The following is a 16,277-nucleotide window of genomic DNA, read 5'->3' on the forward strand; positions in this document are numbered from 1 at the left end:
CCTATTCGGCACACGCAAAGGCGGGGTGTCTTCATGGTCTGTAAAGGCTGTTGCGCAATTCTAGCGCAAACGCCTAACGCCTAACGCCTAACGCCTGAGGACTATCATGACACAGCGGCCAGCCTGGAAACTAGGCTCCAAGCTCAAAACCATTTCGATGCTGCCGCTGCTGCTGGCGGCGGCGGCGCTGTCGGCCTGGGCGGTCTATACCGTGCCGGCCCCGGTTGTTGACCGGATGCTGGAGGCGGATCTGCGCAAACAGGCCGACACCTGGCGTCGGGCTGTCCTGCTGCATCTGTCAAACAGCAAGGATGCCTTCGTGCTGGGCGATCTGGATGAGCACGACAAGGAGTATCTGAGACTGGTGCCGGCAACCTCGGATGTTTTCCGGCTGAAGCTGTTTGAAGCGGATGGCACCATCTTCTGGTCGACCCGCGCCGGGGAAATCGGTGAGCGCAACACCAAGCCGTATTTCCTGACCGCCGTTTCGCGGGGCCTGGTCTACTACAAACATGAAGAGAAGCCCGCGACCGAGGTGGACGGGCTGCAGACCGCGGTCAATGCGGACGGCTCCATCCCGAACCGCGAGGTGGCCGAAGTCTACTCCCCCGTCATGCATGACGGCATTTTCATCGGGGCGATCGAGTTCTACTCGGACATCACCGATGTCCGGAACACCTTTATCACCCGTGTCCGCTTCTCCCTTGCCTTCATCTTTGCGGTGACGGTTGCGGCGATGACCATTGTGTCGGTGGTTGTTTTCAAGACCAACCGCCGCAGCCTGCGCCAGGTTGAGGAGCGTTCGGCCAAGGATCAGGAGATCATGGCCAACCAGCTGCAGCTGGCGCGGGAGGTGAAGCTCCTGGGCGAGCTGAACGAATGGCTGCAGTCCTGCCGCTCGCTGGATGAGCTGTTCGACATGGTGTCGCAGTTCATGAGCCATCTGCTGCCGGATTCCGAGGGCAGCATCTATGTGTTCTCCAATTCCCGCGACGTGCTGGACGGCTGCTCCAGCTGGAACGGCGGCAGCCACAAGGATCATATCCAGCCCGGCGAGTGCTGGGGCCTGCGCCGCGGGCGGACCTATGAGTTCGGCGCGTCGGAGGTGGAGTTCACCTGCGCCCATGCGGAGCCGCATGACGGGCGGCCCTATTTCTGCTTTCCGATCCTGGCGCATGGCGAGACCGTCGGTCTGATGCACCTGCGGGCGCGGCCGAGCCGGGCCGGCGATTTCGCCGGTTGCAAGCAGCTGGCGCAAATGTGCGCGGAACAGATCAGCATGGCGATTGCCAATGTGAAAATGCGCGACCAGCTGCATGACCAGTCGGTGCGCGACCCGCTGACCGGCCTGTTCAACCGCCGCCACATGACCGAGTCCCTGCGCAAGTTCGTGGCCGCCAGCCAGAACAGCGGCCGGCCGCTGAGCGTGGTGTCGATCGACGTCGACCACTTCAAGAAATTCAACGACAATCACGGCCATGATGCCGGCGACATGGTGCTGCGGGCAGTCGGCGCCGCGATGGAGCAGGCCTGCGACGGCGACGAGGTGGCCTGCCGCCCCGGCGGTGAGGAGTTTGCGCTGCTGCTGCCGGGCGTGCGCCCGGAGGATGCGGTCACCAAGGCGGAACTGCTGCGCCAGGCGATCGAGGATGTGGTGGTGCGCTATGGTGAAAAAGCACTGCCCAGGATCTCTATCTCGCTGGGGGTCGCCCATTACCCGGCCCATGGCGCCATGCCGCAGGATCTGCTGCGCGCCTCGGACGAGGCCCTGTATGAGGCCAAGGCCAAGGGCCGCAACCAGGTCTGCGTGGCTGAAGGCGCCGTGCCCGCACCGCGCAATCCGTCTGCCGTGCCGGAGATTGGCACCGGAGGGGAGAAGGACAGGGGCGCGGCAGCCTAGGGCTGCGGCGCGCTGCCCCTTCTTTTCCTTGCACAAATCCTGTGTCCGCGTACCAATGCCCGCATGGATCTGCATCAGAAATACCCGGGCCATGACGACCTGAAACAGCGGGCGCAGCGGCGGCTGCCCAGGTTTGTCTGGGAGTACCTGGACAGCGGCACCGGCGCTGAGGCCGCCAAGGCGCAGAACCGCGCGGGGCTGGACCGGATCGGGATGCTGCCCTCGGTGCTGCACGGGCCGCTGGAGACGGATCTTTCCGTTGAGCTGCTGGGAGTACGGCACGCCCGCCCGTTCGGGGTGGCGCCGGTTGGCATGTCGGGGCTGATCTGGCCCGACGCCGAAGGCATTCTGGCCCGCAGCGCCGCCGCCGCGGGCATCCCCTATTGCCTGTCCACCGTCGCCAGCCAGATGCCGGAGGATCTGGCACCGCATCTCGGCTCAGACGCCTGGTTCCAGCTGTATCCGCCAAAGGATGAGGGCATCCGCGCCGATCTGCTGGCGCGGGCGAAGGACGCCGGGTTCCGAACACTTGTGCTGACAGTGGATGTGCCGGTGGCTTCGCGCCGGGAGCGGCAGACGCGTTCCGGCCTGACCCAGCCGCCGCGGCTGACCCCGCGGCTACTGGCGCAGATCGCGCTGCGGCCCGCCTGGGCCTTGGGGATGGCCCGGGCCGGGATGCCGCATATGCGGACGTTGGATAAATACATCAGCGGCGACCAGGCCAACCTGCCGCCCACCGCGCATATCGGTTACCTGCTGCGGACCTCGCCGGACTGGGCCTATGTCGACTGGCTGCGGCGCAACTGGGACGGGCCGTTCATCATCAAGGGCGTGCAGCGGGCGGAGGATGCCCGCCGCCTGCAGGAGGCCGGCGCCGATGCGATCTGGCTGTCCAACCACGGCGGCCGCCAGTTCGACGGCTGCCCGCCCGCAATCAGCCTGCTGCCGGAGGTGCGCGACGCCGTGACCGTGCCGGTGATATTCGACAGCGGCATCGAGGGCGGGCTGGACATTCTGCGGGCGCTGGCGCTGGGGGCGGATTTCATCATGCTGGGGCGCGCCTTCCACTATGCGCTGGCCGCCCTGGGCGCGGCCGGACCGGCGCATCTGATCAGCATCCTCGCCAAGGATCTGGAGGCCAACATGGGCCAGCTGGGCCTGCCCAGCCTGGCCGAAGCGCGCGGTCTGCAAACCCGTCATCTGGGCTGATTGCGCACTCGGCCGGCGCTTTTTGCGCGAATTCGCACGAATTGCGCCAAAATGACGCACACGCAGCGTCACTTTGCGCTGCGCTGCAACAAAAAAAGTTACAAAACCATGCTGCATGTGCAGAATTTCTGCAGAATCTGCAAATGTTAGCGCCAAGCAATGCGGTAAGTTGCAAAGTCAGGAACCCCCGAAAGCGAGGCCAGAAAGGAAAGGACAAGCCGCTTGAGAGCGCAATCATGCCGGAAATACCCAGAACTACTGTTGTGCGGTTCGATAATATCCGCCTAACACTGCACCAACTTGCACGGACCCCGAGGGTGACATGACCGACTTCAAAAAAATCCTGATTGCCAACCGTGGCGAGATCGCGATCCGCGTGATGCGCGCAGCCAACGAAATGGGCAAACGCACCGTCGCCGTCTATGCCGAGGAGGACAAGCTCGGCCTGCACCGGTTCAAGGCGGATGAAGCCTACCGCATCGGCGAGGGCATGGGCCCGGTGGCGGCCTATCTGTCGATCGACGAGATCATCCGCGTCGCCAAGGAAAGCGGCGCCGATGCGATCCACCCCGGTTACGGCCTGCTGTCCGAGAACCCGGAATTCGTGGACGCCTGCGCCCGAAACGGCATCACCTTCATCGGCCCCAAGGCCGAAACCATGCGCGCCCTTGGCGACAAGGCCTCGGCCCGGAAAGTGGCGATCGCGGCCGGCGTACCGGTCATTCCGGCGACCGAAGTGCTGGGCGACGACATGGACGCGATCCGCAAGGAAGCGGCCGAGATCGGCTACCCCTTGATGCTGAAGGCCTCCTGGGGCGGCGGCGGCCGCGGCATGCGTCCGATCCACGCCGACAAGGAACTGGAAGAAAAGGTGCTGGAAGGCCGCCGCGAGGCGGAAGCCGCATTCGGCAACGGCGAGGGCTATCTGGAGAAGATGATCACCCGCGCCCGCCACGTCGAGGTGCAGATCCTGGGCGACAAGCACGGCGAGATCTATCACCTCTATGAACGTGACTGCTCGGTCCAGCGCCGCAACCAGAAAGTGGTGGAGCGCGCCCCTGCCCCGTATCTGACCGAAGAGCAGCGCGCTGAGCTGTGCGACCTGGGCCGCAAAATCTGCCAGCATGTGAACTATGAATGCGCGGGCACCGTCGAATTCCTGATGGATATGAACGACGGCAAGTTCTACTTCATCGAGGTGAACCCGCGGGTGCAGGTGGAGCATACCGTGACCGAGGAGGTCACCGGCATCGACATCGTGCAGGCGCAGATCCTGATCGCCGAGGGCAAAACCATTGCCGAAGCCACCGGCAAGGCCAGCCAGGACGACATCCGCCTGAACGGCCACGCGCTGCAGACCCGGGTCACCACCGAGGATCCGCTGAACAACTTCATCCCGGACTACGGCCGCATCACCGCCTACCGGTCTGCCACCGGCATGGGCATCCGCCTGGACGGCGGCACCGCATATGCGGGCGGCGTGATCACCCGCTATTATGACTCGCTGCTGACCAAAGTGACCGCCTGGGCGCCGACCCCGGAGAAGGCGATTGCCCGCATGGACCGCGCGCTGCGCGAGTTCCGGGTGCGCGGTGTGTCGACCAACATCGCGTTCGTCGAAAACCTGCTGAAGCACCCGACCTTCCTGTCGAATGAATACACCACCAAATTCATCGACGAGACCCCGGACCTGTTCCAGTTCAAGAAGCGCCGCGACCGCGGCACCAAGGTGCTGACCTATATCGCGGACATCACCGTCAACGGCCACCCGGAGACCGAAGGCCGCGCGGCCCCCGCCGCCGACCTGAAAGAGCCGCGCGCGCCCAAGGCGGAGCCCGGCAACCTGCCCTATGGCACCCGCAACCTGCTGGAGCAGAAAGGCGCCCAGGCTGTCGCCGACTGGATGAAGTCGCAGCGCCAGCTCTTGCTGACCGACACCACCATGCGCGACGGCCATCAGTCGCTGCTGGCCACACGCATGCGCTCGATCGACATGATCAAGGTGGCGCCGGCCTATGCGCAGAACCTCAGCCAGCTGTTCTCGGTCGAGTGCTGGGGCGGTGCGACCTTTGACGTGGCCTACCGCTTCCTGCAGGAATGCCCCTGGCAGCGTCTGCGCGACCTGCGCGAGCGGATGCCGAACCTGATGACCCAGATGCTGCTGCGCGCCTCCAACGGCGTCGGCTACACCAACTATCCGGACAACGTGGTGCAGGAGTTCGTGCGCCAGGCGGCAAACACCGGCGTCGACGTGTTCCGCGTCTTCGACTCGCTGAACTGGGTCGAGAACATGCGCGTTGCCATGGACGCGGTGGTCGAAAGCGGCAAGGTCTGCGAAGGCACCATCTGCTATACCGGCGACATTCTGGATCCGGACCGCTCTAAGTACGACCTGAAGTACTATGTCGGCATGGCCAAGGAGATGGAGGCCGCAGGCGCCCATATCCTGGGCCTGAAAGACATGGCGGGCCTGCTGAAGCCTGCCGCTGCCCGCCAGCTGGTCAAGGCGCTGAAGGAAGAAGTCGGCCTGCCGGTCCATTTCCACACCCATGACACCTCGGGCATTGCAGGTGCCACCATCCTGGCGGCCGCGGATGCCGGCGTCGATGCGGTCGATGCGGCGATGGACGCCTTCTCGGGCGGCACCTCGCAGCCTTGCCTCGGCTCCATCGTCGAAGGCCTGCGCAACACCGACCGCGACACCGGAATCGACATTGCCAAGGTGCGTGAAATCTCCGGCTACTGGGAGCAGGTGCGCGGCCAGTATGCAGCCTTTGAATCGGGCCTCGCGGCGCCGGCCTCGGAAGTTTACCTGCACGAGATGCCGGGCGGCCAGTTCACCAATCTGAAGGCGCAGGCGCGCTCGCTGGGTCTGGAAGAGAAATGGGCCGACGTGGCGCAGACCTATGCCGACGTCAACCAGATGTTCGGCGACATTGTGAAGGTGACCCCCTCCTCCAAGGTGGTTGGCGACATGGCGCTGATGATGGTGTCCCAGGGCCTGACCCGCGATGAGGTTGAAAACCCGGAGACCGACGTCGCCTTCCCCGACTCGGTTGTCGACATGATGCGCGGCAACCTGGGCCAGCCTCCGGGCGGCTTCCCGGAAGGGATCGTCAGCAAAGTGCTGAAGGGCGAAGTGCCGAACACCGAGCGCCCCGGCGCGCATCTGGCGCCGGTTGACCTGGAAGCGGTCCGCGCCGATCTATCCCAGCAGCTGGAAGGCTTCAGCGTCGATAACGAGGATCTGAACGGCTACCTGATGTATCCGAAGGTGTTCCTGGATTACATGGGCCGCCACCGCCAGTACGGCCCGGTGCGCACCCTGCCGACCAAGACCTTCTTCTATGGCATGGAGCCGGGCGAGGAGATCACCGCCGAGATCGATCCGGGCAAGACCCTGGAGATCCGCCTGCAGGCGATTTCCGAGACCGACGAGAAGGGCGAAGTGAAGGTCTTCTTCGAGCTGAACGGCCAGCCGCGGGTGATCCGGGTGCCGAACCGTCTGGTGAAGGCGTCGACCCAAGCCAACCCGAAGGCCGAAGCCGGCAACCCCAACCACGTCGGCGCACCGATGCCGGGTGTTGTCGCCTCGGTCGCGGTGCAGGTTGGCCAGCAGGTGCATGAAGGCGACATGCTGCTGACCATCGAAGCGATGAAGATGGAAACCGGCATCCACGCCGAGCGCGACGCGGTGGTGAAGGCCGTGCACGTTCAGGCCGGCGGCCAGATCGACGCCAAGGACCTGCTGGTTGAGCTGGAATAAGCAGTACCGTTGATTTCAAGGAGAAGGGGCGCCCTGCCGGCAGGCGGGCGCCCTTTTTCGTTGTGCGGCGGAGCGGAATTCGGCGCGAATTCCGGCCAGTATTCCGACGGCGAAAACTTCGCCGCCCTGTACAAATGGCACCGGAAAATCCTCGCAGGATTTATGGCCGTTTCCCGCGCCGGGAAACGGCTTGTCTTTACGTCAGGCGTTAAATGCAGCGGCAGCCGGCAGGGTCACAGTTTCCACTGGAGCCGGCTTGATCCCTTCGATTTGCCCTGCCCAGCTGTCCGCTTGCGGTGCGCTGATGCGCGCGCCGCTGTGCACCCAAAGCCCCAGGCCAATCGCTGCACACAGACTGGCGATCCGCAGGTAGTCCTTGCAAGGCATACGCTCAATCTCCCCAGAAATATCCTCTTGCTAGACAGTCAAACGCGTGCCCCCTGCACTTCCGTCGCCGCCGGTGCGGATTTTTTTCTTCTGCTGCCGATTTTCCACTTGCAGGCGGCGGGCGGAGACCCTATTTCACCGCTCACCGGATGGCAGCGCGGGCGTAGCTCAGGGGTAGAGCATTACCTTGCCAAGGTAAGGGTCGTGAGTTCGAATCTCATCGCCCGCTCCATCGGGAAACGGACAGGCCGCCCTTCGGGGCGGCCTTTCGCTTTTCCAGGAATCCGCATAGTCTGGCCGGGTGCAGAAATCCTTGTGCGGAATCGCTTTACCGCATAGGAACAGAGCAAGAACTGATACGGGCGGGCAGAGCAGAATGCTGACATCGGTAGAACTATGCGCAGGTGCGGGCGGCCAGGCTCTCGGGCTGGAGAAGGCAGGCTTTGATCACACCGCGCTGGTTGAGATCGATAAGCACTGCTGTGCCACGCTGCGCCACAATCGCCCCGCGTGGAACGTTCTGGAAGAGGACGTGCGCAAGTTCAAGGAGGTCGCGGGCGACTATAAGGGCATCGACCTGCTGGCCGGCGGGCTGCCCTGCCCGCCGTTTTCGGTGGCCGGCAAGCAGTTGGGCGAGAAGGACGAGCGCAACCTGTTCGACGATGCGATCGAGATTGTCGATGCCACCCGCCCCCGCGCAGTGATGATCGAGAACGTGCGCGGCTTTCTGGATGCGGTGTTCCACGACTACCGGGAGAAGCTGAAGAAGCAGCTGTCGAAGCTGGGGTATGAGACAGACTGGCGGCTGCTGAATGCGTCGGATTTCGGGGTGCCGCAGCTGCGGCCGCGGGTGGCGATCGTTGCCCTGCGCAAGGAGTTCGCCGGACAGTTCAACTGGCCCGAGCCGCTGCCGCACAACCCGCCGACCGTGGGCGCAACCCTCATCGATCTGATGAAGGAGCGCGGCTGGCGAGGGGCGGACGACTGGGCCGCGAAGGCGGATGAGATTGCGCCGACCATCGTCGGCGGTTCCAAGAAACACGGGGGCCCCGACCTGGGCCCGACCCGCGCGCGGCGCGCCTGGGCGGCCCTGGGGGTTGAGGGGCGCACCATCGCCAATGAGGCGCCGGATCCCTTCCACAACGACATGCCGCGCCTCACGGTGCGGATGGTGGCACGCATCCAGGGCTTCCCGGATGCCTGGCATTTCACCGGCGCCAAGACCAATGCCTACCGTCAGGTCGGCAACGCCTTCCCGCCACCGGTGGCCGAGGCGGTGGCGCGGGAGCTGAAGGCGGCGATTGCCAAGCCGAAGCTGCATGCTGTGCGGGCGTAAAGCCTACTCCCTTTCAAAACGCCCTCCCCTGACACACGGAGGGCAGCGCGCAACCGCGGGTGGAAGCGTAGCGCCCGCCCGTGGGGGCGGTTGGGCGCTGCCCGTCCTGTCGGCCGGGCGGGATTTCTCGAAATTTCTCTCACTATGAAACAAAAACTCCCCGACAGTCTTGTCCTGCCTGGCCATCCGGATTTCGGCGTCCTCTTTCCGCTGGCGGAAGAGATCACCACCCGTGCCGGCGGCGCGCTGGCGCTGGAATACGATGTGCCGCAGATGCTGCGCCAATGCATCGACGATGTGATCATGACACCCAAGACCGGGCGGCGCGCTTATGAAGAGCTGGAGAAGACCGAGAAGACTTATATCGGCACCCGGGTCGAGATCGAGCTGCGGGCGCTTCTGAAACTGCGCAAGGGGCGGCTGGATACCGAGATCCTGGGCCAGGATGTCGACATCAAGCACACCATGGGCGGCAACTGGATGATCCCGACCGAGGCGATTGACTGTGCCTGCCTGCTGGTCGCCGCGGATGAAGTGCGGGCGCGCTGCTATCTGGGGCTGATCATCGCCCGGCCCAAGTACCTGACGCACGGCCAGAACAAGGATGCCAAGCGCAGCATTTCCGCCGAGGGGTTCCGCCATATCCTGTGGCTGCTGAAGGACCAGCCCTACCCCGCCAATTTCTGGCGCACCGCGGATGAAGCGGCGGTGGAACGGATTTTCGCAGGCGAGACCGGTAATGAACGGATGGCGCAATTGTTCCGGCTGATCCAGGGCCGCCCGGTGCCCCGCGACGTGGTGGAGGCGGTGGCGCAGCAGAAGGATTTCATGCGCCGCATCCGCGCCGATGGCGGCCACGGCACCCGGGACATGCTGGCCCGCGAGCGGATCGTGCTGCTGGAAGGCCAGAAGGATGCCCAGCTGATCAAGGCGCTGGGGCTGCCGCCCTGCCCGGCCAGCGCCTTCATTTCCTGCCGGATTGAAACCAGCTACCATGCCCGCATGGTGGAACAATCCAGGCACAAGGTGGAATGGCCGACAAGCTGACTCCGGAACGGCGCAGCGCCAATATGGCGAAGATCCGCGCCAAGAACACCAAGCCGGAAATGCTGGTGCGGCGGATGGTGCATGGCATGGGCTACCGCTACCGGCTGCACCGCAAGGACCTGCCCGGCAAGCCCGACCTCGTCTTTGGTCCCCGCCGCAAGGTGATTTTTGTGCATGGCTGTTTCTGGCATCTGCATGACTGCCGCGACGGGCGCATTCCAGCCAGCCGCCGCGACTACTGGGAGCCTAAGCTGCAGCGCAATACCGAGCGCGACGCGGAACAGCTGGCCGCCCTGCAGGCGGCGGGCTGGCAGGTGCTGACCGTCTGGGAATGCGAGACCAAGGACCTTGGCGCCTTGGAAAGCCGCCTCGCGGAGTTCCTCGGAACCGGAGAATAACGCTTATCCACAGATACTTGCGCGGTTCTGAAAATTTCCTCTTGCGGCCCGTTTGGGAAAACCCTAAACACCGCCTCACCGGATGGCAGCGCGGGCGTAGCTCAGGGGTAGAGCATTACCTTGCCAAGGTAAGGGTCGTGAGTTCGAATCTCATCGCCCGCTCCATTCGAAAGCCGAAAGGGCCGTCCTCCGGGGCGGCCTTTCGCTTTTCCAGACCGCCGCGCCGGCCGGACTTTCTTCACCTTCCTGTCATTTTCCGCTTGCGGGTTGCGCGCGGATTTCCTATTCACCGCGTCACCGGATGGCAGCGCGGGCGTAGCTCAGGGGTAGAGCATTACCTTGCCAAGGTAAGGGTCGTGAGTTCGAATCTCATCGCCCGCTCCATTCGAAAGCCGAAAGGGCCGCCCTCCGGGGCGGCCTTTCGCTTTTTTGGACACCCTCGGGAAATTTGATCAAATTCCTTTGACGCAGGCTGAAAAACAGGCCAATGCTACTGCCAAACAATGCTCACGGGCAGATCATCGCAGGAGTTTGGCCATGGCCCCAGTCATCTATCCCACCACCAATTTCACCGCGACAGAGCAGCTGTGCCTGGACCGCGGCGAAGGCATCTATGTCTATGACACCGACGGCAACAAATACATCGAGGGGCTGGCGGGCCTGTGGTGCACCTCGCTGGGCTACAGCAACACCGAGGTGATGGATGCAATCACCGAGCAGCTGCACAAGCTGCCGTTCACCCACACCTTCGGCGGCAAGACCCACAAGCCGATCATGGAGCTGGCGGAGAAGCTGAAGGCGATGGTGCCGGTGGAGGATGCCTATATCTTCTTTGGCAACTCCGGGTCCGACGCCAACGACACCCACTACAAGATGCTGCGCTATTACTTCAACGCCATCGGCAAGCCGGAGAAGCGCAAGATCATCACCCGCGAGCGCGGCTATCACGGGGTGACTGTTGCGGCGGGCTCGCTGACCTCTCTGCCCGCGAACCTGGCGCATTTCGACGCGCCGCTGGACGCGCTGCACATCCTGCGCTCGGACGCGCCGCATTATTACACCGGCCGTCAGGGCAATGAGACAGAGGAGCAGTTCGTCGACCGGATCATCAATAACCTGGAAGAGCAGATACTGGCCGAAGACCCCGACACCATCGCCGCGATGATTGTCGAACCGATCACCGGCGCGTCCGGCGTGATCGTGCCGCCGGAAGGGTATTACGAGAAATTGCAGGTGCTGCTGCGCAAGCATGGCATCCTGGTCTGGGCCGATGAGGTGATCTGCGGCTTCGGGCGCACCGGCGCCGATTTCGGCTGCACCACCATGGGCATAAAGCCTGACCTGATGACATTCGCCAAGCAGCTGAGCTCGGCCTATTTCCCGATCTCGGCCTCGGCGATCCCGGGCTACATGTATGAAGCGATGATCGACCAAACCAATGAGGTCGGTGTCTTCGGCCACGGCTATACCTACTCCGGCCACCCGGCGGCCTGTGCCGCGGCACTGAAGACGCTGGAGATCTACGAGCGCGACAACCTGTTTGAGCACGCCGCCGAAGTGGGTGCCTACATGCAGGCGCAGCTGCGGGAGATCTTCACCGATCATCCACTGGTGGGCGAGGTCCGCGGCAAGGGATTGATCGCGGCGCTGGAGCTGGTGTCGAACAAGACCACCGGTGCAAGCTTTGACAAGGGGGCCGCAGGTGCCGCCGCGCAGAAGGCCTGCCAGGACAACGGGCTGATCCTGCGGGCGGTGGCTGGCAATGCGCTGGCGCTGTGCCCGCCGATCATCATTACCAAGGATGAGGTCAACGACATGCTGGCGCGGATGAAGACCGCGGTCGATCACGCCTATGAGGAGCTGAAGGCGCAGGGGATGATCGCAGGCTGAGCCTGCTTTTCACCTTGGAAATTTCAGCAAACGCCCCGGCCTGTCCGGGGCGTTTTCTTGTAAGCAACTAGGGCGAAACAGGGTTTCGCGCCCCGGCAAGCGGGTCGATTTTCCCGAAGAAATCCGTTATACTGCGCGCAGTTTGTTTCAGACCGAGATTTTTATGATGACGCGCCATACCGGCATTGCCGGTCTTCCTGCCAGACATACCGCCGCCAGGGTCCGCTTCGTGACCCGTTGAGCGCTTAGCGCCGAATCTCAGCCTGCTGACACGCAGACCGGGCGCCTGTTCCGGTCACGAGTTCCGTTGGGGACCGGGGACCCTCAATGCCCCTCGCAGCCCGGGCAGCTGCGGGGGGCTTTCGCTGGGTGCTTCAGAAAACCTTGTAGGTCATTGTGGTCAGCGAGCGCTCGATCCCGTCGATCTGCAGCAGCTGGTCGTTGATGTATTTGCCGACATCCTCGCCTGAGGGGATGTAGAGCTTCATCAGCAGGTCGAAGTTGCCGCTGGTGGAGTAAAGCTCGGAATGGATTTCCCGCAGGGCAATTTCCTCGGCGACCTTGTAGGTGGTGCCGGGTTTGCAGCGGATCTGGACAAAGACGCAGGTGGACATGGGCGGCCCTTTTGAATGGTCACGGATTTGCGCCCAAGCTCGCATGCGCCGCATCCGGGCGCAAGAGACCGGGATTGCTGCAACAGGTTGGCCCCCATGCACAATGCCGCACTTGAGCCATGCCCCCTGCCCGCACTATAAGCGCCCAGGCAGAATTAAAGTTCTTGCAGCATGACGAAGGATAAGCCGCTGATGCGTACCGCCAAAGTGACCCGCAAGACCGCGGAAACCGATATCTCCGTCGAGATCAACCTCGACGGCACCGGGGTTTACGACAACCAGACCGGGGTTGGCTTTTTCGACCACATGCTGGACCAGCTGGCGCGCCATTCGCTGATCGACATGACCATCCGCGCCAAGGGCGACTACCACATCGACGATCACCACACGGTGGAGGACACCGGCATCGCGCTGGGTCAGGCGCTGGTGCAGGCGCTGGGGGACAAGAAGGGCATCCGCCGCTATGGCGAGTGCCACCTGCCGATGGATGACGCGCAGGTGCGCTGCGCGCTGGACCTGTCGGCGCGCCCCTTCCTGATCTGGAATGTTGAGCTGCCGACCCAGAAGATCGGTGCATTTGACACCGAGCTGGTGCGGGAGTTCTTCCAGGCGCTCAGCACCCATGGCGGCATTACCCTGCATATTGACCAGCTGCACGGGTTCAACAGCCACCACATCGCCGAGGCGGCATTCAAGGCGGTGGCCCGCGCTTTGCGGCTGGCGGTGGAGACCGACCCGCGCAAGGCGGATGCGATTCCCTCTACAAAGGGTGCGCTCTGAGATGCTGACCGCAATTATCGATTACGAATCCGGCAACCTGCACTCCGCCGAGAAGGCCTTTCAGCGCATGGCGCGGGAGATGGATGCGGGTGAGGTTGTGGTGACCTCTGACGCTGATGTTGTGGCCCGGGCCGACCGGCTGGTGCTGCCGGGCGACGGTGCCTTTCCCGCCTGCGCGGCAGAGCTGCGCGGCCATAAGGGCATCTATGACGCCATGGTCGAGGCGGTGGAGCAGAAAGGCCGGCCGTTCCTGGGCATCTGCGTCGGCATGCAGCTGATGGCGACCACCGGGCATGAGTATGAAGAAACGCCGGGCCTCAGCTGGGTCGGCGGCGACGTGGTGAAAATAACGCCAGCGGATCCGGCGCTGAAGGTGCCGCACATGGGCTGGAACGATCTGGTGATCGATCATGCGCACCCGGTGTTTGACGGCATCCAAAGCGGCGATCACGTGTATTATGTGCACTCCTACCATTTCCGCGTGGCGAACCCGGCGGAGCGGCTGGCGCATGTGGATTATGCCGGCGACGTGACTGCCGTCATCGGCCGGGACACGATGGTGGGCATGCAGTTCCACCCGGAGAAAAGCCAGGCCACCGGGCTGCGGATGATCGGCAACTTCCTGACCTGGAAACCGTAAAGGGACGGCGCTGGCGCGCCGTTGCCTTCGGCTTTGAGTATTTGACAAAGAAGAAGCCTGGAGGGTTTCTAGGCCGCAGCGGTTCTCAGGGAAACCGGCGCGACGCCATAGGCCTTGCGGAAGGCGCGGGTGAAGCCTTCGGGGCTGGTGTAGGCATAGCGGCGCGCCACCGCCTCCACCCGGTCGCCGCGCGCAAGGTCCTGGTGCGCCAGGATCAGCCGCCAGCGGCGCAGGTAGCCGATCGGGGTTTCCCCGACTTCGGCGGCAAACAGCTCCGCAAAGCGCGACAGCGACAGCCCCGCCTCCTGCGCCAGATCGGCATTGGTCCAGAGCCTGCCGGGATGATCATGCATCGCCACGATGGCCCGGCTGAGGCGCGGATCGGCAAGACCCGCCAGCAGCCCGGGCTCAGTCGCGCCCTTTTTGATCTGATTGCGCAACAGGCGCACCATCAGCACCTCGCCCAGCCGGTTGATCACCGACTGCGCACCGCAGTGCCGGCCCTCCGCCTCGTCCCGCATCAGCCGCACCAGCCCCTGCGCCTCGGCGTTGCCGGAAACGTCATAGTCCACCACCGGCGGCAAGGCGGCCAGGAAGGGGTTGCTTTGGCCCGACCATTCCACCCGCGCCGCCCACATGACGTCCAAGGCGGACACATCCGGCGGCGTGCCACGGGTGCGATATAGGATCCGCACCGGCTCCCCAGCCGCATCCGCAAGTGCGATCAGATTGGCCCCCCCCGGTGCAGCCGCCTGCACGGCGAGCTGGAATCGGTCCATCAGTGTGGTCAGGCGGTCCATGATTTCCGGTGTTTCCATCAAGTTTTTCGGATTTATGTGACAATAAACTGCGCGATACAGTTAGGCAAGCACCACCACTCACACCACTCACACCATTCACAAGGACCCTGCCCATGCTGATCCCCCGCCAGAAGACCCCGGACCTGACCCTGCCGACGCTGGACCACGGCCAGTTTGAACTGTCCGCGGAAAATGCCGAGCGCGGCACTGTCATCTGCTTTTACCGGGGCCTGCACTGCCCGATCTGCGCCACCTATCTGAAGGAGTTCGAGAAGAAGGTTGCGGCCTTTGCCGAGCGCGGCGTCAATTGCATTGCCATCAGCTCTGACGGCGAGGACCGCACCCGTGCGATGGCCGACAAGATCGAGGCCAAAGAGCTGCGGTTCGGCTACGACCTGCCGCTGGCTGTTGCCAAGGAATGGGGACTTTATATCTCCACCTCCCGCGGCAAGACCTCGATCGGGATCGAGGAGCCCGCGCTGTTCTCCGAGCCCGGCCTGTTCATGGTGACGCCGGAACAGACGCTGTATTACGGGTCTGTGCAGACCATGCCGTTTGTGCGCCCGCATTTCGCGGAACTGGTGGCGGCGCTGGATTTCGCCATCCCCAACAACTACCCGGCGCGCGGCGAATACACCGGTGATGTGTAACCGTCACAGCTGCCGCTGGGGCCGGTGCACTTCGCCGGTTTGAGCAATAGACAAGAGATCCGCTTCGAGGCATACGGGGCGGACCTTTTGTCACTGCGGCAGCCCCTCCCTTGCACATCCGTTTCGAGAAATACGACCACGCCGAAGGCAAGCACCGCTATTGCCAGCTGAGCCTGACGCCGACGCTATTCGGCGACTGGTGTGTTGAGCGTGTCTCAGGCCCGCTGAATGCACCGGGCGGCGCGCAGAAGCGGACCTATTTTGCCGCCCATGCCGAGGCGCTGGCGATCTTTGAAGGGTTCCGGGACCGGCAGCTGAAGCGCGGCTATGCGCCGATCCCGGTGCAGCTGGGGCTACTGTGAAAACAGCCCCTGGGGCTTACTGGACGCGGGACCAGGTTTGTTTCGAGCAGATCAGCCCGCCTGCCACGCAGCCGCGCAAGGCCAGGCTGTTGCCCGCTACTTCCATCTTGCCGATGTAGATCTTGTCATTCGACGGCCGCCAGACCTTGCCCTCGTACGAGCCGTCACCGTTCGGCACCATGTCGATCACCAGCGTCTTGCCGAGGTTCGGGGACTGGTATTCGCCGCCGCTGTTGAAGGTGCGGGCGATCTTGCCGCAAACCGCAGCACCGCATTTGGCCATCTGGATATGGGCGTAGGAGCCATCGTCGGGCTGGGTTTTCCAGACACCCAGCACCGGGTCCGCCGCCGCGGCCCCTGCCAAACCCAGAGCCAGCGCCACGCCAGCAAAAGGATGTTTCATTCCATTTCCTCCCTGTTTTCGGGCAGCCTGTCCCTGATGCGCGCTTCGAGGCAAGGTTGACTTCGGGTCGCGTTGCATTTCAGACCACGCTTGTG

General features: G+C 63.7%; 14 protein-coding genes and 3 tRNA genes. 14 read left to right on the plus strand and 3 right to left on the minus strand.

Annotation, left to right across the window (positions count from 1 at the left end):
* Positions 1–106: 106 nt before the first annotated feature.
* The 10 genes from AC58NV_RS17940 to AC58NV_RS17985 all read left to right on the plus strand — a co-directional run bounded on the left by AC58NV_RS17940 (position 107) and on the right by AC58NV_RS17985 (position 11,933).
* Entirely contained in the window at positions 107–1,900 is a 1,794-nt protein-coding gene (locus AC58NV_RS17940; protein ID WP_497228333.1) for a sensor domain-containing diguanylate cyclase, read from the plus strand.
* 63 nt (positions 1,901–1,963) lie between these two features.
* Positions 1,964–3,109, plus strand: coding sequence for an alpha-hydroxy acid oxidase (locus tag AC58NV_RS17945; protein ID WP_497228334.1), 1,146 nt, complete (start codon positions 1,964–1,966; stop codon positions 3,107–3,109).
* Positions 3,110–3,431: 322 nt separating this feature from the next.
* Positions 3,432–6,875 carry a pyruvate carboxylase gene (locus AC58NV_RS17950; protein ID WP_497228335.1) on the plus strand — a complete coding sequence of 1,148 codons (3,444 nt, stop codon included), beginning with the start codon at positions 3,432–3,434 and terminating at the stop codon, positions 6,873–6,875.
* Between the two features lie 544 nt (positions 6,876–7,419).
* Positions 7,420–7,494 (plus strand) — tRNA-Gly (locus tag AC58NV_RS17955).
* Between the two features lie 144 nt (positions 7,495–7,638).
* The gene (locus tag AC58NV_RS17960; protein WP_497228336.1) at positions 7,639–8,598 is read left to right on the plus strand and encodes a DNA cytosine methyltransferase; all 960 of its coding nucleotides are present in this window, start codon (positions 7,639–7,641) and stop codon (positions 8,596–8,598) included.
* A gap of 144 nt (positions 8,599–8,742) precedes the next feature.
* A complete protein-coding gene (locus tag AC58NV_RS17965) occupies positions 8,743–9,645 on the plus strand; it encodes a NaeI family type II restriction endonuclease (RefSeq protein ID WP_497228337.1) in 903 nt (300 codons plus the stop codon).
* Complete coding sequence (locus tag AC58NV_RS17970; RefSeq protein WP_497228338.1) at positions 9,630–10,043, plus strand: very short patch repair endonuclease; 414 nt, start codon at positions 9,630–9,632, stop codon at positions 10,041–10,043. The genes AC58NV_RS17965 and AC58NV_RS17970 overlap by 16 nt, the downstream gene beginning before the upstream one ends.
* Positions 10,044–10,133: 90 nt before the next feature.
* A tRNA-Gly gene (locus tag AC58NV_RS17975) sits at positions 10,134–10,208 on the plus strand.
* 144 nt (positions 10,209–10,352) lie between these two features.
* Positions 10,353–10,427: transfer RNA gene (locus AC58NV_RS17980), tRNA-Gly, on the plus strand.
* A 153-nt stretch (positions 10,428–10,580) separates the two neighbouring features.
* Positions 10,581–11,933, plus strand: coding sequence for an aminotransferase (locus AC58NV_RS17985; protein ID WP_497228339.1), 1,353 nt, complete (start codon positions 10,581–10,583; stop codon positions 11,931–11,933).
* A 374-nt stretch (positions 11,934–12,307) separates the two neighbouring features.
* Here AC58NV_RS17985 and AC58NV_RS17990 read toward each other — a convergent pair whose 3' ends face one another.
* The gene (locus AC58NV_RS17990) at positions 12,308–12,547 is read right to left on the minus strand and encodes an Lrp/AsnC family transcriptional regulator (protein WP_019294629.1); all 240 of its coding nucleotides are present in this window, start codon (positions 12,545–12,547) and stop codon (positions 12,308–12,310) included.
* 192 nt (positions 12,548–12,739) lie between these two features.
* Between AC58NV_RS17990 and hisB the strand changes: the two genes are divergently transcribed.
* A complete protein-coding gene (gene hisB / locus AC58NV_RS17995) occupies positions 12,740–13,327 on the plus strand; it encodes an imidazoleglycerol-phosphate dehydratase HisB (protein ID WP_027236985.1) in 588 nt (195 codons plus the stop codon).
* Between the two features lies 1 nt (position 13,328).
* Positions 13,329–13,967: an imidazole glycerol phosphate synthase subunit HisH gene (gene hisH, locus AC58NV_RS18000; protein WP_497228340.1), complete on the plus strand. Its 639-nt coding sequence runs from the start codon at positions 13,329–13,331 to the stop codon at positions 13,965–13,967.
* A 68-nt stretch (positions 13,968–14,035) separates the two neighbouring features.
* Here the strand turns inward: hisH and AC58NV_RS18005 are convergent, their stop codons facing one another.
* A complete protein-coding gene (locus tag AC58NV_RS18005) occupies positions 14,036–14,767 on the minus strand; it encodes a helix-turn-helix transcriptional regulator (protein ID WP_497228406.1) in 732 nt (243 codons plus the stop codon).
* Positions 14,768–14,880: 113 nt separating this feature from the next.
* On the opposite strand from AC58NV_RS18005, the gene AC58NV_RS18010 reads away from it, so the two are divergent.
* Together AC58NV_RS18010 and AC58NV_RS18015 are read left to right on the plus strand one after the other, a co-directional pair.
* Positions 14,881–15,417, plus strand: a complete 537-nt coding sequence (locus AC58NV_RS18010; protein ID WP_497228341.1) for a peroxiredoxin-like family protein — start codon at positions 14,881–14,883, stop codon at positions 15,415–15,417.
* 110 nt (positions 15,418–15,527) lie between these two features.
* Positions 15,528–15,779 carry a WGR domain-containing protein gene (locus tag AC58NV_RS18015; protein ID WP_497228342.1) on the plus strand — a complete coding sequence of 84 codons (252 nt, stop codon included), beginning with the start codon at positions 15,528–15,530 and terminating at the stop codon, positions 15,777–15,779.
* A gap of 16 nt (positions 15,780–15,795) precedes the next feature.
* Here AC58NV_RS18015 and AC58NV_RS18020 read toward each other — a convergent pair whose 3' ends face one another.
* Positions 15,796–16,182 carry a DUF2147 domain-containing protein gene (locus AC58NV_RS18020; RefSeq protein ID WP_497228343.1) on the minus strand — a complete coding sequence of 129 codons (387 nt, stop codon included), beginning with the start codon at positions 16,180–16,182 and terminating at the stop codon, positions 15,796–15,798.
* Positions 16,183–16,277 lie beyond the last annotated feature (95 nt).

The organism is Leisingera sp. ANG49 (assembly GCF_059694505.1).